This is a genomic window from Haloplanus salinarum, from assembly GCF_024498175.1.
Classification (GTDB): Archaea; Halobacteriota; Halobacteria; order Halobacteriales; family Haloferacaceae; genus Haloplanus; species Haloplanus salinarum.
In genome coordinates, this window is sequence record NZ_CP101823.1 from 1558014 (window position 1) to 1577931 (window position 19918).

Annotated in this window: 20 protein-coding genes; 10 read left to right on the forward strand and 10 right to left on the reverse strand. The window is 60.7% G+C overall.

Going from position 1 to position 19918, the window contains the following annotated elements; translation table 11 throughout:
• Window positions 1-597: 597 nt before the first annotated feature.
• Together NO364_RS08035 and NO364_RS08040 are read right to left on the reverse strand one after the other, a co-directional pair.
• Window positions 598-2835, reverse strand: a complete 2238-nt coding sequence (locus NO364_RS08035) for an amino acid permease (RefSeq protein ID WP_157687986.1) — start codon at window positions 2833-2835, stop codon at window positions 598-600.
• Entirely contained in the window at window positions 2832-3263 is a 432-nt protein-coding gene (locus NO364_RS08040) for a universal stress protein (RefSeq protein WP_157687985.1), read from the reverse strand. The genes NO364_RS08035 and NO364_RS08040 overlap by 4 nt, the downstream gene beginning before the upstream one ends.
• A 162-nt stretch (window positions 3264-3425) precedes the next feature.
• On the opposite strand from NO364_RS08040, the gene NO364_RS08045 reads away from it, so the two are divergent.
• Entirely contained in the window at window positions 3426-3926 is a 501-nt protein-coding gene (locus tag NO364_RS08045) for a cation:proton antiporter regulatory subunit (protein WP_157687984.1), read from the forward strand.
• Between the two features lie 32 nt (window positions 3927-3958).
• The gene (locus NO364_RS08050; RefSeq protein ID WP_157687983.1) at window positions 3959-5188 is read left to right on the forward strand and encodes a cation:proton antiporter; all 1230 of its coding nucleotides are present in this window, start codon (window positions 3959-3961) and stop codon (window positions 5186-5188) included.
• 18 nt (window positions 5189-5206) lie between these two features.
• Here the strand turns inward: NO364_RS08050 and NO364_RS08055 are convergent, their stop codons facing one another.
• The gene (locus tag NO364_RS08055) at window positions 5207-5758 is read right to left on the reverse strand and encodes a diadenylate cyclase (RefSeq protein ID WP_157687982.1); all 552 of its coding nucleotides are present in this window, start codon (window positions 5756-5758) and stop codon (window positions 5207-5209) included.
• Window positions 5759-5991: 233 nt separating this feature from the next.
• Window positions 5992-6645 (reverse strand): potassium channel family protein, encoded by a 654-nt coding sequence (locus NO364_RS08060; protein ID WP_257629029.1) that lies wholly within the window; start codon window positions 6643-6645, stop codon window positions 5992-5994.
• Between the two features lie 213 nt (window positions 6646-6858).
• Here NO364_RS08060 and NO364_RS08065 point away from each other — a divergent pair, with 213 nt between their 5' ends.
• Window positions 6859-8313 carry an APC family permease gene (locus NO364_RS08065; RefSeq protein WP_257629030.1) on the forward strand — a complete coding sequence of 485 codons (1455 nt, stop codon included), beginning with the start codon at window positions 6859-6861 and terminating at the stop codon, window positions 8311-8313.
• Between the two features lie 5 nt (window positions 8314-8318).
• Window positions 8319-8972, forward strand: a complete 654-nt coding sequence (locus NO364_RS08070; protein WP_157687979.1) for a potassium channel family protein — start codon at window positions 8319-8321, stop codon at window positions 8970-8972.
• Between the two features lie 14 nt (window positions 8973-8986).
• On the opposite strand, the gene NO364_RS08075 is transcribed toward NO364_RS08070, so the two are convergent.
• The 3 genes from NO364_RS08075 to NO364_RS08085 form a co-directional block, all read right to left on the reverse strand.
• Window positions 8987-10672, reverse strand: a complete 1686-nt coding sequence (locus tag NO364_RS08075) for an NAD-binding protein (protein ID WP_257629031.1) — start codon at window positions 10670-10672, stop codon at window positions 8987-8989.
• Window positions 10673-10683: 11 nt separating this feature from the next.
• Window positions 10684-10914, reverse strand: a complete 231-nt coding sequence (locus tag NO364_RS08080) for a hypothetical protein (protein WP_157687977.1) — start codon at window positions 10912-10914, stop codon at window positions 10684-10686.
• A gap of 589 nt (window positions 10915-11503) precedes the next feature.
• Window positions 11504-11851, reverse strand: a complete 348-nt coding sequence (locus NO364_RS08085; protein ID WP_257629032.1) for a hypothetical protein — start codon at window positions 11849-11851, stop codon at window positions 11504-11506.
• Window positions 11852-12007: 156 nt separating this feature from the next.
• Between NO364_RS08085 and NO364_RS08090 the strand changes: the two genes are divergently transcribed.
• The 3 genes from NO364_RS08090 to NO364_RS08100 all read left to right on the forward strand — a co-directional run bounded on the left by NO364_RS08090 (window position 12008) and on the right by NO364_RS08100 (window position 13796).
• Window positions 12008-12163: a hypothetical protein gene (locus NO364_RS08090; RefSeq protein WP_257629033.1), complete on the forward strand. Its 156-nt coding sequence runs from the start codon at window positions 12008-12010 to the stop codon at window positions 12161-12163.
• Between the two features lie 216 nt (window positions 12164-12379).
• Window positions 12380-12748 (forward strand): hypothetical protein, encoded by a 369-nt coding sequence (locus tag NO364_RS08095; protein ID WP_157687975.1) that lies wholly within the window; start codon window positions 12380-12382, stop codon window positions 12746-12748.
• A 64-nt stretch (window positions 12749-12812) separates the two neighbouring features.
• Window positions 12813-13796, forward strand: coding sequence for a DUF3592 domain-containing protein (locus tag NO364_RS08100; protein WP_257629034.1), 984 nt, complete (start codon window positions 12813-12815; stop codon window positions 13794-13796).
• 75 nt (window positions 13797-13871) lie between these two features.
• Here NO364_RS08100 and NO364_RS08105 read toward each other — a convergent pair whose 3' ends face one another.
• Both NO364_RS08105 and NO364_RS08110 read right to left on the reverse strand, forming a co-directional pair.
• A complete protein-coding gene (locus NO364_RS08105; protein WP_257629035.1) occupies window positions 13872-14240 on the reverse strand; it encodes a hypothetical protein in 369 nt (122 codons plus the stop codon).
• A gap of 40 nt (window positions 14241-14280) precedes the next feature.
• Window positions 14281-14490 carry a hypothetical protein gene (locus tag NO364_RS08110; protein ID WP_157687972.1) on the reverse strand — a complete coding sequence of 70 codons (210 nt, stop codon included), beginning with the start codon at window positions 14488-14490 and terminating at the stop codon, window positions 14281-14283.
• A gap of 563 nt (window positions 14491-15053) precedes the next feature.
• Between NO364_RS08110 and NO364_RS08115 the strand changes: the two genes are divergently transcribed.
• Complete coding sequence (locus NO364_RS08115) at window positions 15054-16400, forward strand: hypothetical protein (RefSeq protein WP_257629036.1); 1347 nt, start codon at window positions 15054-15056, stop codon at window positions 16398-16400.
• A 91-nt stretch (window positions 16401-16491) separates the two neighbouring features.
• Entirely contained in the window at window positions 16492-16716 is a 225-nt protein-coding gene (locus NO364_RS08120; protein ID WP_257629037.1) for a hypothetical protein, read from the forward strand.
• Window positions 16717-17245: 529 nt separating this feature from the next.
• Here NO364_RS08120 and NO364_RS08125 read toward each other — a convergent pair.
• Window positions 17246-17959, reverse strand: coding sequence for a sensor domain-containing protein (locus NO364_RS08125; RefSeq protein ID WP_257629038.1), 714 nt, complete (start codon window positions 17957-17959; stop codon window positions 17246-17248).
• A gap of 105 nt (window positions 17960-18064) precedes the next feature.
• On the opposite strand from NO364_RS08125, the gene NO364_RS08130 reads away from it, so the two are divergent.
• Window positions 18065-19501 (forward strand): PAS domain S-box protein, encoded by a 1437-nt coding sequence (locus NO364_RS08130; RefSeq protein ID WP_257629039.1) that lies wholly within the window; start codon window positions 18065-18067, stop codon window positions 19499-19501.
• The last annotated feature ends 417 nt before the right edge of the window (window positions 19502-19918 follow it).

Sequence of the window (19918 nt, forward strand, 5' to 3'; positions counted from 1 at the left end):
TAGCGTTGCGATAAGGAACGAGGCGGTCAAAAGTTTGAGTGGTCTATGCTCGAAGGCATACAGGATACTATGTGATCACAGAATACGGTGTATTTCGCACCCTCCGATTTCGACCGTCTCAAGCCCAGCAAGGGGCTCCGTTCACCGACCGAGCGCCTGCAGCGCCCATCGCCGATTTCTCGGTCCTAATCGCACGACAGTGGCGGGATAATCGTCGGTGTCACCGTCTCTGAGTGCACTGCCGTTAATTTCGTTCGGTCACTGAACGATTCCGATCGACGGCGGGTTCGTCCTCTGGTTCGCTACCGCTACGGCGTGGTGCACGGCCGCTAATCGTTGGCCCATTGAACGTCCCCCGATCACGGTCGACTGTCTCCAGCAAATCGGGAGTTGGTGGACCTCGGTTACGGGAACTCCGCACTGCCGTTGGGGACCGGACCGACCACGGTGGGAACACGTGATTTCGTCGGCGTGTGAGTTCAGGGACTATAACGACGATCGAGACAGCGGGTCTGCCACGAGCGGTCCCGAATTCGCCCCAGTGGCAGAACGATTTCCGAGAGGGAGAACCCCGAAAGGGTAGCGGGACTTCCCGCCTCAGAACAGCCGTTCGAGGAGGCCACGGTCGCGGTGTTTCTCCGCAAGCAGGACCGAACACTTCACGTCGTCGATAACGTCCAATACGATCGATCCGGAGACGAGGCGGCGAAGGAGCCCTTCTTCGGTCGCACCGAGGAGCAGAAGCGTCGCATCGTCCGCAGCGTTCTGGATAGCCGTCTCTACATCTCCGGATTTAACGAGCAGGTCAGCGTCCTCCAACCCGTTGTCTACTGCCCACTCTCTGAGGAACTGCTCGCCTGCTTCGCGGTCCTCCGCGACGTTGAGCAAGGTCACCTCGGCGTCGAACTCCGAGCGGAGGTATCTCGCGATGGTGGCCGAGAGCTCCGAATCCGGGCCGCCGGCCGTCGGGAGTAGAACCCGCGAGGGATCGAACCCACGGTCGCGGAGAATCAGGAAGTCACAGGGGACTGCCTCGGTGAGTTCGTCGATCGCCGACTCCGCTCGCCCGGGTGAGCCATGCGAATCAGGTCCCCAACCCATGACGACGAGGTCGGCCGTGTGGGTTCGGGCCGCATCGAAAATGGCCTCGTAGGATTTGTGCGACAGGATGGTGTGTGTCTCGACGTCGACGCCGAACGTTTCGGCGTCTTCGCGGGCGTTGTCGAGCAGGTGTTGTGAACTCTCGTCTATGTCGTCGGATCGGTCGGCGGCGGCCGCCAGCGCCGTCTGGTCGGGCACCGTGATGATGTGGGTGGCGACGACGGTGCCACCGCGCTGTTTGGCGATGGCACTGGCGAGCGTGATGAGTTCCTGCTCGTGTGCGGGATTGGCCAATGGCACCATCACGCGGTACTCCCCGCCATCAGGCTGAACACCGGTAGCTGCGCTAACGGCAGCGTCGGGCATCTCTTCGGACCGTGAGATGATGTGCTTCGAGAGGATTCCCTGTTTTTCCGTTCGGGTTCGAGCATAGAAGAAATACCACAGTATCGCCGCGATTGCGATGCCGAACGACAGTATCAGTGCGTCACTGGCGACGAAGATCAGTAGCGCAAAAGAAAGCACGACGCCTAAGATGGGCAGCAGCGGGTACAACGGAACGACGAAATCTGGGGTGTACTCCTCGGGAGCGACGTAGCGCATCACGATGAGCGCCAAATTCAGCAGGCCGTAGATGATGAGGTGCAATCCCGATGCGGCCCCGGACAGCAGCGTCAAGTCGCCGATGACGATGAACAAGAGAATGAGCCCGCCAGTGATGCCGATAGCGCGGTAGGGGGTTCCGAACCGCTCGTGGATTTCGTTGAGTGCCGGCGTGACGATACGGTCACGGCCCATCGCGAAGTTGATCCGCGAGGAGGCGAGGATGGAGGCGTTCGCGCTGGAGGCCGTCGCAAGGAGGCCACCGAACAGCAATGCACCGCCCATCACGGCACCCTGAATGTAATCGCCCACTTCGACGACGGCGATGGGGTTCTCGGCATTCGAGCTGATGATATCCGCGATGAATCCCGGGGGGACGGCCGCGCTCATAATCACCAGGACAAACGCGTAGATGACTGTCACGATTACGACGCTACCGATGACCGCCCGCGGAAGGTTCTTGCCGGGATCTTTGATCTCCTCGGCGACGCTCGTGATCTGGACGAAGCCGAGATAGGAGACGAAAATGAGGCCCGTCGTCTCCAAGGTGGTGACCACGTCCGTCGCGGCCGGAAGGTTCGACGGTTCGGCTCGGAGCGTCCCGAGGAACGTGAACACGGTGAGGATCGCGACCAACAGGGCGACGATGACGTTCTGGAGTCGCCCGGTCTCCTTCGCGCCCACGTAGTTGACGAGAATGAAGAATGCACCACCGACGAGCGCGATTATCTTCACGACGGTGATCGATACCGGGCCGGCACCGACACTGCCCGAGAGACCGAAGATGCGGGCGATGTACCGACCGAACCCGACCATGTAGAACGCGCTGGCGAACGCCAGCCCGAGCCAGTTGGCCCAGCCAGCGATCGACCCGAACATCGGCCCCAGCGCGTGGTTGACGTAGTAGTAGGCCCCGCCCGATCGGGGCATCGCGGTGCCGAGTTCGCTGGCCGACAGCGCCGTGAACATGGCGATGACGCCGCCCAAGACGAACGCCACGGACGCCAGCGACCCGGCCTTGAGGATGGCCTCGCCCGGCAGAACGAAGATACCCGCGCCGATCATCGTCCCGACGCCGATGGTCAGCGCCGCGAGCGGTCCGAGGTCCTTGGCGAGTTCTTCCTCGCTCATGTCTCGCCCTCACTGGGGAGGGCGATGACCGGGCGATCTGCTCCGGTCACCAGTTTCAGCGAAACGTCGCCGGAGAGAAACTGCATGAGTCGGTTCCCGCCGCGGGAGCGAAACGCGATGGCACTGGCATCGACCTCGTCGGCCGCTTCGAAGATTTTGGCGGCCACGTCCCGTCCGTAGGCAGTGCGTTCGTCGGCGTTAGGGAACACCGACCGGACGGCGGCGTACGATTCCGCGGCCAAGTCCTCGGACTGCTCGACCGGAGTCTTGTCCGGCACGCCACCCCCCTTCTCTACGACGTGAAGGGCGGTCACGTGGGCCGGCCCGTAGGGTTCGAGCGCGGTTGCCGTCGCTAACGCGTCGGCTTCGTGAGCGACGGGAAGAAGCACGTGGGTGAGGATGTCTTCGTCGTCGGACTCACTGCTCATACTGGGTGATTCTTGTACTATCTGTTAAGAGTATGTATCCCGTCCCGGATAGCGTACGGGGAGACGCCAGTCTATCCCGTCCGGCGACACCGACAGAGCGCCCAGTCTGGTTCTCAGGGTGCGCTCGGCCCTTTTAATACGCTTCCTAAACACGAGTCCAGTATGACCGTCTACGAGAGTGACCTTCCCGGTGTCGGGAAGAAATTCGAAATCGAAATCGGGGACGAAGAGCGACTCGTCATCGTCACGCACAACACTGGCAAACGGGAAGTGTTTCTCAAGACCTCTGAGGGTGCTGACTCCGAGAAACTGTTCGAACTCCCCGACCGCCTAGCTCGTACTGTCGGGACTATTCTGGAAGGCGCGTACTTCCAGCCGGTGCAATCCGAACAGGTCGAGACGATGCTCGCAGAGGGGACGTTCCTAGAGTGGTACAACGTCGAAGATGGATCGGAGATTGCCGGCCACACACTAGCAGACGCGCGTGTCCGTGAGCGGACGGGTGTGTCGGTTGCCGCCATCGAACGAGCCGGGTCCGTCGTGCCATCACCACAGGCGGATACGGTTATCGAGGTTGGTGACACACTCGTGGTCATCGGCTCTCAGGAGGATTTGAACGAGTTCGATGTACTCGTCTCCAACGACGCGGGTACTCCCGAGTGACTCCATGGCGAACGAACTGGAGGTGACGTGGCGTGGCGAGTGAGGTGGCGCTTTTCGAACTCGGGGTGTTGTTTGCCGCGGCTGCACTCGTCGGTGGTATCGCCAGTCACCTCCGTCAGTCGGTCATCCCGTTTTATATTGCAACGGGCATCCTGCTCGGTCCGTTCGTCATCGGCCGACTCACCCCCTACGCGCTCGAAGCGACCGAGTTCGTCGAACTGGGTGCTGAACTCGGCATCGTGTTTTTGTTGTTCTTTCTCGGACTCGAGTTCAACCTCAACCGCCTGCTAGCCAATCGGAGTCGTATCGGCAAGGCCGGGACGGTCGACCTCGTCGTCAACTTCGGGGGTGGGATGGTACTTGGATTCGTCCTCTTTCGGGCGTTCCTGCCAGCGTTTCTGGTAGCGGGAATCGTCTACATTTCCTCATCAGCCATCATCACGAAGTCCCTCATTGACCTCGGGTGGATCGCCAACGACGAGGCCGAGCCGATGCTTGGCACGCTCGTCTACGAGGACCTCGTAATCGCGGTGTACCTCGTCGTCGCCTCGGCACTGTTGCTGGGGGGTGGCGATCTCGGAGCCGCTGTTCAGTCGATCGGGGTCGCACTGGGCGTCATTCTCGTCTTGTTGGCAGTCGTGTGGTTCGGGACGCCGTTCTTCCAGCGAGTACTCGACGCTGACTCGCACGAATTTATCGTCCTTCGAGCCGTCGGAATCACCGTCCTCGCTGCCGGTGCAGCACTCGCGCTCGGCGTCAGTGAAGCGGTCGCCGCCTTCTTCATCGGAATGGCCTTCTCCTCGACCGAGCACATCGAGCAACTGGAGCGGCTCCTCGAGCCGATTCGTGACCTCTTCGCTGCGGTCTTTTTCGTCTGGATCGGTCTCGTGACCGACCCGCTGGTGTTCGCTGGCGTTCTCACGCTCATCCTCGTTGCGGTCGTGGTAACAGTCCCGACGAAGCTGGTGAGCGGGTATCTCGGCGGTCGGATATACGACCTGGATATCCGTCAGTCGACGCGGGTTGGACTCGGAATGACTACCCGAGGCGAGTTCTCGCTCATCATCGCGACGCTGGCACTATCCGGTTCGGGAACCACGCTGACTGAGACGGTCGCCCAGACGATCTATGCATTTGCCGTCGGCTACGTCCTAGTCATGAGTATCGTCGGAACGATGCTGATGCAGTATTCGACTCCGATCGAGGGGGCTATTGTCCCACGACTTTCGAAGGTTTTCTCCGATTCTTCGGTTGAGAATTGATCGGAAGTATCCACTATTTCACTCCGATGGGCGCCACACACCACCTAATTCGTTGCGCTTGTAGTCCTCGTAATTCCCATCCTGAAAAATCGACACGCGGCCATTTTCCTCGCTGAGTGTGACAGCCGCGACCACCTCTGAACGAACCGAGACCTCGATGGCGCTCAGATGCTTCGTCCCCATCCAGTCGGCATACTCGATCGTATTGCCCTCCCCGACGTCACTCTGGCTTTTGATCCGGACCATCTGCTCTTGGATGGTACCGTCCGTGCTGATGATAACGGCACCATCGCGTGTGAACGCAACCGTACGTGCCGCCTCAACGAATCTATCCAGATCTTCCGATACGACTCGACAGGTTTCGGTTGGCCATCTATTCTCGCCCAGCGAGTCAGCATATGCTCCGGAGTGGACTCCAGTTACGATAACGAAATACGATCCTGGACCGCGGACGTGCTCTTCCTCCCACCGGTCGAAGCGAAGGCTGATGTCCTCGACCGCATACATCAGAAAATCAGTCAGCTCTCTCACTGTGGTGTACTCGACTCGTAACGGATCCGGATCTGCCATTGGAGTTCGTGTCCAACGTTCATTGGGCTGGTGTAATAAGACCGCCCGGTCACGGATTCACACCGGGGTCACTCCCGTTTCATCGGGAATTTTCGGGTACCGTAGCGCCTTTACCCCGTCTAGTAGGGGCGTACCGCACTCGGATGGGAACCGTTAGAATCGTGATAGAGGTTATCGTTAGCTTGGATTCGTGGAAGACAGGTCGGTCGACCACCGGAATCGACGTGCGGGTGCTACCCGCGCATGAGATTCAATACCTCGTCAACGACACCGGATTCGACGGCGAGGATGTAGCGCTCGCCCGGCTCTAGAATCGTATCGGCTCCCGCGAGCGCTTCACGCTCTGCGGTCGAGATTAGGAGGCTGCCCGTTGGAAGGGCAACCTCGTCGAGACGTCGCCCCGCAACGGGTGACGATTCGGCGACAGTTACCTCGATGATGTCGAGGTCGGCGGTCGGGTAGATCAGTGTTCGGATTTCCTCACCGGTGAGCATATCCGCCGCGTGGTCGCCGCCAAGATGCTGTGGCAGAACGGTTGCATCAACCACCTCGCCGTATTCGTGACCGGTCTGCGTCTCGGCGCGGGCGAGCGTTCGAACTGATGGAGCGAGTTGTTGAGCCTCCATACAGATTGCCAGATTCGTTCCCGTCTCGTCGGTGAGTGCCGCGATAGCATCAGCTCGGTTCAGGTCTGTCTGTTTCAGGATCGAGGGGCGCGTGGCATCGCCATGGATGACGGGACCGAGGTAAGCATCCGACAGTTCTTCGACACGCTCCGCGTCGGATTCGATCAACACCACCTCGTGGCCTTGGTCCGTGAGGTTCTCGGCCGTCTGTAGGCCAACCCGTCCCCCACCGGCGATTACGAACCGTTTGGTCTCGGTCATAGTTTGCTACTTCGGACCGCGTTGGTTTCAACGGTCGCCTCGATTCTTTCGTCTCTGGAACGCGGCTGCCGGGCGCCATCGAGAACTCTTGTAAGGACTTATCAAATGCCAGTGCAATTCCTGCACTAGAGGAACTCACCCCGGTAATAAAGTGAGTCACACGGATCACCGGAAGCGTACGATGTACAACGAGCGAAACGGCGGTTGGGAGTAATGGGCGGGAGTCAGACTCGCGCTCCAGAGGCCGAACTCGGGCTGCTCGACGCGACGATGATCGGGATGGGGGCGATGATCGGAGCCGGCATTTTCGTTTTGACGGGGTTGGCTGCCGAGATCGCTGGCCCGGCCGCGATTCTCGTCTTCGCCCTGAACGGGGTCGTCACCGCGTTCACCGGTCTTTCGTATGCCGAACTCGCTGCCTCGATCCCCAAAAGCGGCGGCGGGTACGCCTTCGTCCGGGAGATCTTCGACGACCTCTCCTCGTTCATCATGGGCTGGATGCTCTGGTTCGCCTATATGATCGCGGGGGCCCTGTACGCGCTCGGTTTCGCGCCGAACTTCCTCGAATTGCTGCACGTCTATGGGATCGTCCCACCGCCGGGGCAGGTGGGTGCTGTCGCGCTGCCGGTCATCGATGCGGCGGTACCACTCGCCTTCCTGCTGGCGTTCGTGGCGGTCCTCGGGCTGGTGGCACTCAACGCCGTCTCGACGGCTGCCAGCGGTAGCGTCGAGACGATCTTTACGATCATCAAGGTGAGCATCTTGGTAGTGTTCGTCGCGTTCGGGCTCGCCTCGCCGATGTTCTCCAGCGCCGAGTTCCAGCCACTGTTCCCCGGAGGCAGCGGGGCGGCCGCGATACTCCCAGCGATGGGGCTCACGTTCATCGCCTTCGAGGGATACGACCTCATCACCACCGTCACCGAGGAGGTCAAGAATCCACGTGAGAACATTCCGAAAGCGATCTTCTTGAGCCTCATCGTGACCGTGATTGTCTACTTGGCGGTCGTGACAGTCGCTATTGCAACGCTTGGAGCCGACGGACTCGCCGATGCCGGCGAGGCGGGGATCGCCGCGGCGGCGACGTCGTTCATGCCGACCGGACTGCCGATCATCCAGAACGGGGGCGCGCTCATCGTCTTCGGGGCGGTCTTTTCGACACTGACTGCGCTGAACGCGGTCGTGATTGCCTCTTCGCGGGTGGCGTTCTCGATGGGACGCGAAGGACAGTTGTTGCCCTCGTTCGGTCAACTGCACCACCGCTACGGGACGCCGTTCGTGGCAATCCTCGCCAGCGCGGTGGTCATGCTCGGGTCGGTGGCGTTGCCGACCCAGAGCGCCGGCAACATGTCGAGTCTGTTCTTCCTGCTCTCGTTTATCATCGTCAACGTCGCCGTGATCAGGCTTCGCCGCGAGCGTCCGAATATGAACCGCCCCTACGAGATGCCGTTCTACCCGGCACCCCCGCTGATCGGCGTCGCTCTCAACCTGATCTTGGCCGGAGTGCTCGTAGAGTACCTGATCCGGACGGATCCACTGGCGCTGGTCCTCAGCGCGGCATGGATCCTGCTCGGAGGGATCGCCTACTTCGCACTCAACCGACTGCGAGCGCAACCGAATCGTGGCCCGACAGACGCCGACACCGAAATGACACCGGAGGCTGAAGACTGAAACACATGACCAGCAATCTCGACATCATCGTCGCTGGCGGCGGGCGAGTCGGCTTCCAGACAGCCGAGATACTTGCCAACCGTGGCCACGACGTAACAATCATCGAACGCGACGAGGGAATTGTCTCGGAAATCGCCGACGAGTGGATCGCGACCGTCATCCAAGGCGATGCGACCAACCCCGACATCATCGAACAGGCTGGCATCGAGCGAGCCGACGCGATCGCGGCCCTCACGGGTGAAACCGGGTTGAATCTCGCGGTTTGTCTGGCCGCTTCGGAGTTGAATCCCGGAATTCGGACGATAGTTCGCATCGAACGGGCGGCCGGTACGGCCTACACCCGGTTCGTCGACGCGGTGCTCTTTCCCGAGCGGGCCGGCGCGCGCGTGGCGGCAAACGAGATCGTCGGCAGCGATGTCCAGACGCTGGCAGACGTGACCGGCGACCTCGACATTATGCTCGTTCGCGTCGCAGAGGGGGCCCCGGCCGCCGGCAAACAACTGACTGAAGTCCGATTTCCGGCCGGAACGTTAGTTGTTTCCGATGACGACGGCCATCGAATCGCCCGCCCCGACACGACGTTGACCCCCGGCAACCGTTACGTCGTTGCCGTCGAACCGGACGTTGCCGACGAAGTGATGAATCTGATGAGGGGGTGACGAACTCCAGCCGGTCAGCTCTCGGACTCGATCGGTGAGAGATCAAACTGTTTTCTAAACTGTTGTATCGCTTCGTCGGAGCCGACGAGGACGATGTGCTCGGTCCCCTTGAACTCCCGCTGTGGGTCAACCGTGGTGGTGAGCCCGGATTCGTCTTCGATGGCGATGACGCGACACCCCGTCTTTTCGTAGATGCCTGACTCGGCAAGTGTCGACCCCGAAATCGGTGTTGCTGGGGCGCGGAGGAGCCGAATCTGGCTCGCTGGTGCGAGGACGTCCTCGTCGCGGAGTTCCCTGGCGACCATTCGAGCACTCACCCGTGGAACGGACAGCACGTAGTCCGCGCCAGCACTCAGCGCCTTCCGGGTCGCACCGGTATCACTCACTCGGGCGAGAATCTCGATATCGCCATTCAGCGACCGTGCTAACACTGTTGTCAGTAGTGTTGCAGAATCATCCGGAAGTCCGATAATAATTGCACCGGCAGTTTCGATCCCTGCCTCTTTCAAGATTTCGTCCGATCTGGAGTCGCCGACGACGTCCACGCCCTCGCGGTCTTCGATATCGACGGTCACGACATCGATTTCCTCCTCGGACATAAACTCCCGTGCGGCTTCACCGACTTCTCCCTGTCCGGCAACGATGATGCGCTCGTGGGCCCGGAGCATGCGGGACGGCTGAGTGAAGTCACTGAACGCCTCCAACGCATCGTGTGCGCCTGTGAGGAGCAGTACCGTATTCGAGCGGATGACTGCGTCCGGATCGGGAGGGAGCTGTAGTTCCCCATGGATCCATGCACCGATGATGTTAGCTCCCGTTTCTTCTCTGATTTTCGAGTTGCGGATTCGTGTTCCGATCAGTCGGTTTCCCTGCTGAATCGGTACCTCTGTAACTTCTAATTCACCCCCGAGCTTGATCGTATCCGTCAACTCCGATCTGAACGAAGAGACTGCTTTCTCGGCGAGTCGCTGTCCGAGCACTCCATGCGGGGACAAGACGGTATCCGCACCCGTATCTAACAAGATGTCTCGCATATCACTGTCGTCGGTCAGCGTAATGATGTCGATATCCGAATCGAGTGACCGTATAGTCAGGATCGTGTCGACGGTTGCATCCCCAGTATCCGTGATGACTGCTCGTGCCGTCTCGATGCTGGCTCGCTCGAATGCCGACGCGTCCTGTGGAGAGCCGTGAATGACTGAATACCCGTCGTCGGACAGTTCCTTGGCGTTCTCTTCGGACGAGGAAATCAAGACGTATTCGATATCGAGTTCCCTGAGTTCATCGAGGAGTACGGCGGAGTCACGCCGGTATTCACAGATGATGACGTGGTCGGATTTGGGAGAGAGCCGGTTGTCGAGGTTGACTTCGGCCCCCGTGAACAACGGGATGATGATGAGCCTGAGTGTGAAGAACCCGATCGCGATACCGGAGATCTGCGTTCCAGCAACGAACAAGAACATCAGCGGATGACTCCACAGCCCGGAGTCCTGTCCGTATCCGGTCGTGGTCATCGTCTGGACGACGAACTCGAACGAAGCGAATATCGACTGATGGACGCCCTCCAACCGTGCCAGTGCAACGTTGTACGTGACCGTGTACACGGCAATCAGTGCAGCTAGCCCGGTGAGATAATAGACGACAATCCGATCCCGACGAGAGAGCTGAATATCGGACAGGCGTTCTGGAAGATCAGGCATTGGTAGGTCGCCTACGCCGATTCCTCGTCGATGCGCTCGCGTCCGCGCTCGTTGATCTTGTCGGCGATGTTTCGCACGTCGCTCTCGGTGAGTTCGCTCTCGCTTGTGAGTTCGTCCATCACTTCGAGCGCGTCGATCTTCTCTTGGATGGCCTGTCGCGTGACCTCACTCCAGTTGATCTCCGGGTGCTCCTCCATCCGTTCTTTGAGGTCGTCGTCCACGTTGACCGTGAGCGAAGGCATACAGAAACCTATTGGATCACAGAATACTGTGTTTTTGGTGTGTCCCGTACCCCTCGATTTCGACCGTCGCAGTCCCAGCAAGGGAGTTCGTTCGCCTATCGACTGAGCGCCTGCAGCGCCCATCGCCGAATTCTCGAGCATAATCGCACGACAACGGCGGGTGGGGCGCCGGAACCATCGGCTCCGAGTGCACCGCCGTTGATTTCGTTCGGTCACTGAACGAGTCCGAACAACGGCGGGTTCGTCCCGTGGTTCGCTACCGCTACGGCGTGGCTCGTGGCCGCTAATCATTGGGTCGTTGATGTCTCTCGGCTGCAATCAACTGGACCCCAGCAGCATCGAGAGCTGGGAGTGGTTGGTCACGAGACACCGTACTATTGCTGATTGAGACTTCTGACGAATCGTATCGAAGAAATTCCCGGTGCCCTACGCCGATAGTATCGTGAAAACGAAGTAATCGGATCGTGATTCGGTCGTGGGATCGACTGGCAGTTGGTAATTATGGACGCTCGATTTCGTCTACTTGACTGCTAGCGAGGTGCATATCTGCAGTATATGACTCTCAAAAATACGATTGGCGCAACGCTGTCTAAACACGTGTCCTGATTGTTTCCCACGAGACCCGGCTGTACAGCACACCAACGACGACAGTACCAGTCATGAATCCGCCAATCCACTGAACAATACCACTATAGGCAAACAGCGGTAGCGCAAGGAGTGCGATAAAAGCCAGCGATAACCGGAGGACTTCGCGCCCCTCAACAGCGAGATAGACCGTTCCAGCAATCATGAGTCCGATTCCTACTGCAACGAGCAGCGACGTAACGCCGACTGTATCTCGGAATGCAAGACCAACAATTGCTAAGAGGAGACCAATCAGGACAATGCTCGACTCAGAGAGTGTCGGTGTCTTCCAGTTCTTCTGGAGGGCGTCCACGACCCGTATTTCAAATCACAAACGCAAGGGGTTACTGGTATGCAGTCCGCACACGCCGAGTTGTTGGATCAGCGGGGAGTGTCTGAAAAAAAGCGAGGCTACGACGAAGACGGCGGCAAACGTGAGGTGGTGTAGGAGACGGTCCGCTTCGTGTGCGTGACCGAGGCTCACCACGACGGGACCGAGGAGGAGCCACACCGCGACGAGCACGAACGCCGTGGCCCGTACCCGACCGTCTGTAACGAGGCCCCCGACGAGGAGCATAGCGAGCGCGGCGACGTCGAGGCCGCGGCCGGCGATCCGGATCCGTGACAGCCACCCAATCCGAGATATCGCTGCGGAATTTCGTTACGGTTCCTCAGGCGGAACTACCCACGACCTCGCGACCTGACCGTCTGATCCGTCGGCGTCAGCGCACGGGAGCGATGACCCGTGGGATGCCCGGTGACAGCAACGAATCCCGACCGAACCCTACGATGGCGACCCGCACCGCACAGGGTTTATAATGCGTCACACGAAGCCCGGGACGTGCCCTCCATCCGCGACGTTCGAACCCGACTCCTCACCCCGGAGAATGTAGGTATCACCGTCGCTATTGTCCTCTCGGTCGTCGGCGCGTACGTGATCCAACTCCGTGTCAGTACGGGCGTCGCCGCGTTCTTCGGGCTGATCGTTCTCGGCGTCTCGACGCCGACGACGCTCACGTCACACGGCCTGTTGGGGACACGGTTCGCCTCCGCGGTCGTCCGCACGGGCGCCGCGTGTACCGCCACCTTCGTCGTCTACGTCGGGTTGTTGATCGTCGTTTCCGGACGGGACGGGAGTCTCCTCGATGCTGCGGTGGCGTTTACCCTGACCGCACTCGCGGCCGAGGCTGCCGCTCGCAGAGTAGATTGAGGATCGGATATGCGAGCGGCAGACATCACTCTCATACTGTTGGATTGCCATACTCGCGACCGAAATGAAACTCCCCGTGGGAATCACGACCCTCCACCTCTCACGAAAGAGCGTGTACCTGCTGGTCCTGGCGGTCGCCCTCGTCGGGGCCGGTGGGTACAGCTACGTCCAGCAAGGACAGGCGGTCGACGACGCCGTCACCGTCCAGGCGACGGTCGACAGCGCACAAGTGGAGCGGATAGATAGCCGGCGAAGCATCGATTACGAACCGGAGATCGAGTACACGTACGAGTATCAAGGCGAGACGTACACGAGCGAGCAGGTGTTCCCCGGGCCGACGATCCGAACCTATTCGGACCGGTCGAACGCGCAGTCCATCGTTCGGTCGTACGAGCCTGGGACGACGGTTCGGGCGTACGTGCGGCCATCGGAGCCGAGCAACGCGTTCCTGATCAGGGAGCGGACCCCGTGGCCGGCGCGAGCGGTTGCCATCGGGGGCGTCCTGCTGTGTATCGTCGTACTCGCCGGACTGGGGGCGAAACGGCCGGGCCGACACGAGCTCCGCCCGGAGCGCGAGGTGCGGTCGCCGCCGTCCCGAACGTGGGTCGAACGCAACGACGAGCGGCTTCGTCGGCTGTCGAAATGGGCACTCCTCGTCTGCTTCGTGGCGTTCTGGCTCTCGATGGTCGGGTTGGCGTTCGGCATCCTGAGCCTCAGCGAGGGGTCGGCACGGCCGGTCGAGGCCGACCTCCTCGGACCGGTCGGCATCCCGCTGCTCGCGGCGGCCGGGTTCTGGGTCGGCATGATCCTCTCGCTGTGTCTGTACGGCGTCCAGTCGTTCAGTCGGTACCGACGGCTTCGGCGGCGGCTCCCAGAGCCGCGGCCGCCGAGTCCGTTCACACACCCGAATCGGCTGGTTACGATACTCGGGACGGCTAGCGACGAGTTACCCGAGTACGGACGGCGCGTCCGCGTGACCGGCTGGGCGTTCCTGATCACCACCGGGATGACCGCCGTCCTCGTACAACTCCTCTATACGGCGAGCTGAGACGCATCTGGGCGGCCGTCTCCCGTGGATTCGAGCCGGATCGAACAGTCATCCGAACGGTGTGGCCCCGTCGATTCAGGACCGCCGGTGAGCGGCGGTCGCCGACAGGAGCAGGAACGCGAGCAGCCCGAGTTGCCACGCGACGACGCCGATCACCGCCGAGCTGGACAGTCCGGCGTACTCGCTGAGCGCCAACGGCCCGACGCTCACCCCGAACAGTCCGACTGCGTAACCGACCCTGTCTGTGCGGTCGGTGAACTTGACGTGCGTCCCGAGAAGGGGGATGTCGAACGCGAGGTAGAAATACGACGCCCCGGCGTAGGTTGCTGCCGTGGCGAGTGCCGGGAACCAATCCGGAAGGAGAAAATAGTAGACGACGGCACCGCTCACCGCCCCGAACAGGCCGGCGACGGGGAGTGCTACCTTGGGTGCGCGTTCGGTCATGGTTCGAAGGTGGGCGGTTCGACACGTCGGCTGCTCCCGCTCAGTACGGGTTCCATACGTACACCACCCCCGCGTACAGGATGCCACTTACCGCTCCGACCGAGAGAGCCTCGACACCTGTTCTCCCGGTGAGCAAAAACGCTGTCACCGAAACGACGACGAACCAGAGCGACCCGTGAACCATGGATTGCTGCTCCCGTGACAGCGCTTCCGACCAGCTGGTGATGGGAGTCCAGTTGCCAGCCAGCATCAGTCAGGAACGCCCCCGATTTATCGACCACGTCGCTAACGTACCGGGTCCCCTGCCTCGCGGAGCAGTGGCGACGACTGCGACAGCAGTCCGTGTCTTCGCGCCGCTTGAACGGGCGGGGTCCTCGCCAGCGGTGACCATACTCGAACGTCCGGCTGACCGTGAATAAATGCGGGCTCCTGTTTCCACGCGAGAAACCGGCGCCGAGCCGAGACATACCGCTACGGTTCGGTCACTCGATCGCTGTCGCGTTTCGGGCCGCGAAATACGCCCCCGCACTTATTCCATGTCGTCGATGTGTAGTTGTCCGTGCGAGACGTGCATACGTCACCGGTAGCGTTCGTCACCCTCGGCTGGCTGTACAGTATCGCTGTATCGTTTCGTGCCCCTGTCGCAGGTGTGGAGATCCCCTTCACGGACGACGCGTCTCTCGGTGCGCGTTCGAGTAACGATTCCGCCACGCGGTCGTGCGTTCGACCGATGTCGCGCGTTACGCTCGACTCATACGTCGCCCACCAAAACGGATCCGTACGCGGCTTCGAGCGTCCCGAATCACGGAATCCATGCGTCTGATCGGGGATCGTAGAGTACTCGTGGGGACGGTCTGTGTCGAGACCGTCGCCGCGGTAGCCGCCCTGTCGTACGGACACCTCTCGCTGCTAGCCGTCGCCGTCCTGTACTGGATCGACCTGCTCTTTCTGACGCTCCGAACGATGGTCCAACAGTTGCTCTCGCGGCCCGAGACGGACCGTCGTTCGACCCTTTTTCAGCGTCCGTTCCGGCTCCTAGCCCACAAGCGTGGGTCGGTCACCGTGACTGACCGCCTTCCTGATATCTATCTGCGAAGCGTTCCAGGGGTCTGGGGAGCGGCGTTCATACTGACCCTTTCGGCGACCACGACGGCGTACGTCGCGGCTGTCGACGTCCCCGGAGAACTGTGGCGTTCGCCGGCCACACCGCTTTTAGTCTGTGGTGGGCTCGTCGCAGCGGCGACGAAATCGTGGCTGGCGCTGAAATCGTACGTGGCCTCTGGGAAACACGAGGTCAACCCCGCCTCCGCGGTCACTCCCCGGAAACGGATACTGGTGTTCGCCGTCTACGGTGGATCGTTGTGGCTCGCCTCGGAGTGGACGCTCAGGACACTCTCACAGGAAGGCCCGGAGACCGCAAGCGCCGGGATGACGATTTCTGCGGCCGTGCTGATCGTGTCGCGTTTCGCGTACGGCTGGTACGTGTCGCGTGTTCCTCCCGACGACGAGGGGACAGCCGCCACGTCCGAGTTTAGTGACGGAGCGGGGCCCCAAGAACGGTCGAATCCCCGCGTAAAGCGGGACACGTCCGTCCCGTCGCTGCCGCCGGTTCCGGACGGAGAACCGCGGGAGACGATGGCGCCGGTTCGCGCGTCTATCCTCGCCGCAGCGGTCGTGAACGCGATGACGACCGGCGGTGTCGTCGACGACCGCTTCGGGCACTGGAGACAGTTCATGATCCGGGTGGGTGTAGCGGGGGTGATGGTCGTCGCCGTTCTTGCCCTGTTGGACGGTGCTATCGTCGTGTCCGCGGCCTTGGCCGCTATTCTCTTCGGTCCGGTTTGTGCTCTCTCGACGATGAGTGCGGTACATATGCTGTTGGCGCTCGGTGGCGTCGAATACGAATTTTACGAGTCCGAGGTGGTGGCGTACGACCGATACCTCGGACGACCACAGTGGACGGCGTCGTACGACGGCGTCCGGAACGTCTCGGTCGAGCGTGGGCTGTTCGGAAGCCCGCTCTGGCTTGATGCCGGAACGGTGTTTTTCGATCGGATTTCGAGCTCCACGGACGGCGACTCCGTGCAGGACCCGAGGTCGTCGGTCGCATTCGTTCCGGACCCCGAGCGTGCCGGTGAACTGCTCAGATCCCGTTCGTGACGAGCCGTAACGACTTCAGCGTGGTCGTCGCTGCTCGGCGAGTGCAACCGGCTGCTAATCTTGAAGTGTCGTAGCCGTGTAGCGGTATCGTGTGAGTACGGATGTCGTCCCTCGACTCCGAGCGTATCTGGACAGGCTCTCGCGGGTGACGCTGCTACTCGGTGGGGCGTTTCTCATCATTGCCGAGGTAATCGGCAGTGTACGGGTTTGCACGGCCGGGGAGTCCTGTCCGCCCGTCGTCACTCCGGAGGCGGCCGTGACTGCGACGTTCGGAGCCGTTCTCCTCTACGTCTCACGCCGATTCCAGCCGGCGTAGCGATCACCGCACCCGTGGACGCGACTCGTCAGTGTCCGGGGATTCACACGGATCGCTGCGTTCGTCGAACCAACGGAGCAGTTCCCAACCCCACGACCGCCACGCTGATCGCTTGTTGTTGCCCTCCACACGACCCGTCGGCCGGCCACGAGAGGTACTCGCCATTGCGAAGCGATACCACAGGCGTGAACGACCGCTGAGTGCGCTGATAGTCGTCCTCGCCGCGGCTGGATTCCTCGGCACGTTCGTCGCGACGTCGCTGGCACCTGCAGTCGTCGGGGGACTGCCGATGGTCGTCGCACGTGCCCCGATTGTCACCGGGGGACTGAGCGGCCTTCTCGCGATGCTCTGGCTATCGAGCATCGGCTCTCTCCAAGGCTACGGAATCAGTGCGATCCTAGCGCTCTACACGGCTATCGGCGGGAGCATCGCGCTCATCGGAATGTTCGCCGAGCGAGCTGTCGAGCGTCTAGAACGTCAGTCCGCCGTGTGTTGCGACGGATCGGTCCCGTATTGAGACGGAGAACGATCACTCCGACTGGAAAGTGAGTAGGCGCTCGGTCAGTCCGGCGAGTAGCCAAGCGCCCAGGTTGACTGCGTGCAGGCCTGCGAGACAGACGACGACACCGACCGCTGACGCGGCCAGCGCCTCCGGAAGCGTATTGATGCTGGCTCCGACCACAGACCCGGCGTCGACGGACAACCACCCGACTCCGATGGTGCCACGGAGGCCTGTGAAGTCGTATCCGACACCGGGTATCCAGTAGACGAAGGGCGTGGCAGCGAGCGTGAACCCAATCGAAAACACGACGGTAATGGCAACGAACAACGGAATACCGACGACGAACGATGCCAACCCGAACGCGACGAGCAGGTAGTTTCGGGGGGTGGTTGCGACGGTTTTCGGATACTCCGTCACCGACAGTTCGCGAGGGTCGGCGAGGGTGACGGACACGTCACGCCTGCGGAGTCGGCTCAAGAGCTCCGCTTCGACAACCCCGATGCAGCCGCCGAGCGCGAGAACACCGACCAGTATCGGGAGTCCGACGACCATCGGAACCAGTCCCACCCCCAGGCTGAGGCCGGTTACCAAGACCGTGAAGTATACGATGCCGAGCGGAAACCGGGCGAGCAGATACGCTAGGTTCGCGTAGGTCTCACGACGAAAGCCGACGCCGAAGAGACGGTTCGCGAGTGACCATCCGCCAGCTGCTGCAGTATCGAACTGTTGACTCCGAGTCATGTCATAGTGATAGTCTGTCTAGTGTATCAACCGCCGGTCACTGTTCCACTCTCTGAAACACCTCCGTTCGAAATACATACACGTGTAGTGGACACAGTACGACTAATGGAAGACGATACGACTCCTCGAGAGAACGACCAACGTGGGCATGGCTGGTATCGGACGCTCGTTGAGGAGGTGAACGATCTCGCGACAGTCGTCGATACCGACGGGACGATAACCTACGTCAGTCCGGCCGTCACACGGATTCTCGGCTACGACCCCGACGAATTGATCGGTCACGAAGGATACGAGTTCGTCCATCCCGAGGATCGAGAACGTAACGCCGACGCGCTGGAGACCGTTCTCTCGGACCCATCCGAATCCGAGACGGTCGAAGTCCGCTTCCGCCACGCCGACGGCTCGTGGCGCTGGATCGAAGCCACGGTGCGGAATCGACTCGACGACGACGTCATCGACGGGATTCTGCTTAGCAGTCGTGATATCACCGAGCGGAAGGAGTACGAGCTCGAATTCCAAGAGCTCGCCGAAGAGTACGAGGCCCTCTTGAACAACGTGGAGGATGCCATCTTTCTCATCAATGTGGAAGAAGACGGGGATACTGTCCGATTCGAATTCGAACGCCTCAGTCCCTCTTACGAGCACCAAACCGGCATTACGACCGAGGAAGTACAAGGTCAGACTCCACGAGAGATATTCGGTGAGGAGCAAGGAACCGAGTTAGAAGCGAACTACCACCGCTGTGTCAACGCTGGCGAACCGATCTCGTATCAAGAGGAACTCCGGGTCGGCGAAGGAGCACGCTTCTGGCAGACGAAACTTGCGCCGGTAGTCTCCGATGGTGGGATAACTCGCCTCGTTGGGGTCACTCGGAACGTGACTGAACGCGTCGAACGGGAGCGACAATTACGCCAGCAAAACGAGCGTCTCGAGGAGTTTGCGAGTGTTATTTCTCACGATTTGCGCAACCCACTCAACGTCGCACGGGGTCGTGCAACGCTCCTCGCAGAGCAAACGGAAAGCGATCATCTCGATCCACTCCTGCAGGCGCTCGACCGGATGGAGGCAATCGTCGAGGACACGTTGACGCTTGCTCGCCAAGGCGACACGATAAGCGAAACGGAGTCGGTCAGTTTGACTGACCTCGTCGGGAAGTGCTGGGCGACAGTAGACACGGCCGACGCAACCATCGAGATCGTCGACGAGATGACCTTCCAAGGCGATCCAGGGCGGTTACGACACGTGTTCGAGAACCTGTTCCGGAACGCCGTTGAACACGGTGGGTCGGACGTAGCCGTCCGTGTCGGATCTCACAATGAAACGGGAATCTACGTCGAAGACGATGGACCAGGAATTCCAGTCGAACAGCGTGACGAAGTGTTCGAACCGGGGCAGTCCTCGGCACAGGGCGGTACTGGTTTCGGGTTGACCATCGTAAAACGAATCGTGGAAGCCCACGGCTGGGAGCTGTCTGTACTCGATGGAACTGATGGTGGGGCACGATTTGAGTTTGAGATGGCTGAACAGGGGGAGTTCGCGTGAGTGTGTAGACTATACGTCGAAAAGTGCGACTCAATCACTGAACGTAGCGTCCCCGACATGAGCGCGCTGTATGCAGCACCAACTTGCCGAACTACCCGACAGCCGTCGTAGTCGTGTGCGAGATACGGAAGATGGGTTCAGCACGAAGTCCGTGGTTGTTTCAGCATAAAGCTGGTGAATCAACTGTACAGCCCGCTGTTCACCGTTCACGATACCGTTCGAACATCTGTCTACTGGCTCCGAGAGCGCGGCCACCGACGGTCAGTATCCGAGCTGCTGTTGCTGTGAAGCCACTACTGACAGAGAGTTACCATCCAACCACGACTGCTGTCACGAGTAACCTCAAAACCCGATCAGTCGATGTGAGAGACGTGTGAAATTCCACAGCGCTCACCCCCTTGCTTTTCATTTTGGTGT

What these genes read in the sequence shown, in the direction of transcription:
- NO364_RS08035 (WP_157687986.1), bottom strand. Translation starts at nt 2,835, where the DNA reads ATGAGCGAGGAAGAACTCGCCAAGGACCTCGGACCGCTCGCGGCGCTG.
- NO364_RS08040 (WP_157687985.1), bottom strand. Translation starts at nt 3,263, where the DNA reads ATGAGCAGTGAGTCCGACGACGAAGACATCCTCACCCACGTGCTTCTT.
- NO364_RS08045 (WP_157687984.1), top strand. Translation starts at nt 3,426, where the DNA reads ATGACCGTCTACGAGAGTGACCTTCCCGGTGTCGGGAAGAAATTCGAA.
- NO364_RS08055 (WP_157687982.1), bottom strand. Translation starts at nt 5,758, where the DNA reads ATGGCAGATCCGGATCCGTTACGAGTCGAGTACACCACAGTGAGAGAG.
- NO364_RS08060 (WP_257629029.1), bottom strand. Translation starts at nt 6,645, where the DNA reads ATGACCGAGACCAAACGGTTCGTAATCGCCGGTGGGGGACGGGTTGGC.
- NO364_RS08065 (WP_257629030.1), top strand. Translation starts at nt 6,859, where the DNA reads ATGGGCGGGAGTCAGACTCGCGCTCCAGAGGCCGAACTCGGGCTGCTC.
- NO364_RS08070 (WP_157687979.1), top strand. Translation starts at nt 8,319, where the DNA reads ATGACCAGCAATCTCGACATCATCGTCGCTGGCGGCGGGCGAGTCGGC.
- NO364_RS08075 (WP_257629031.1), bottom strand. Translation starts at nt 10,672, where the DNA reads ATGCCTGATCTTCCAGAACGCCTGTCCGATATTCAGCTCTCTCGTCGG.
- NO364_RS08080 (WP_157687977.1), bottom strand. Translation starts at nt 10,914, where the DNA reads ATGCCTTCGCTCACGGTCAACGTGGACGACGACCTCAAAGAACGGATG.
- NO364_RS08100 (WP_257629034.1), top strand. Translation starts at nt 12,813, where the DNA reads ATGAAACTCCCCGTGGGAATCACGACCCTCCACCTCTCACGAAAGAGC.
- NO364_RS08105 (WP_257629035.1), bottom strand. Translation starts at nt 14,240, where the DNA reads ATGACCGAACGCGCACCCAAGGTAGCACTCCCCGTCGCCGGCCTGTTC.
- NO364_RS08110 (WP_157687972.1), bottom strand. Translation starts at nt 14,490, where the DNA reads ATGCTGGCTGGCAACTGGACTCCCATCACCAGCTGGTCGGAAGCGCTG.
- NO364_RS08115 (WP_257629036.1), top strand. Translation starts at nt 15,054, where the DNA reads ATGCGTCTGATCGGGGATCGTAGAGTACTCGTGGGGACGGTCTGTGTC.
- NO364_RS08125 (WP_257629038.1), bottom strand. Translation starts at nt 17,959, where the DNA reads ATGACTCGGAGTCAACAGTTCGATACTGCAGCAGCTGGCGGATGGTCA.
- NO364_RS08130 (WP_257629039.1), top strand. Translation starts at nt 18,065, where the DNA reads ATGGAAGACGATACGACTCCTCGAGAGAACGACCAACGTGGGCATGGC.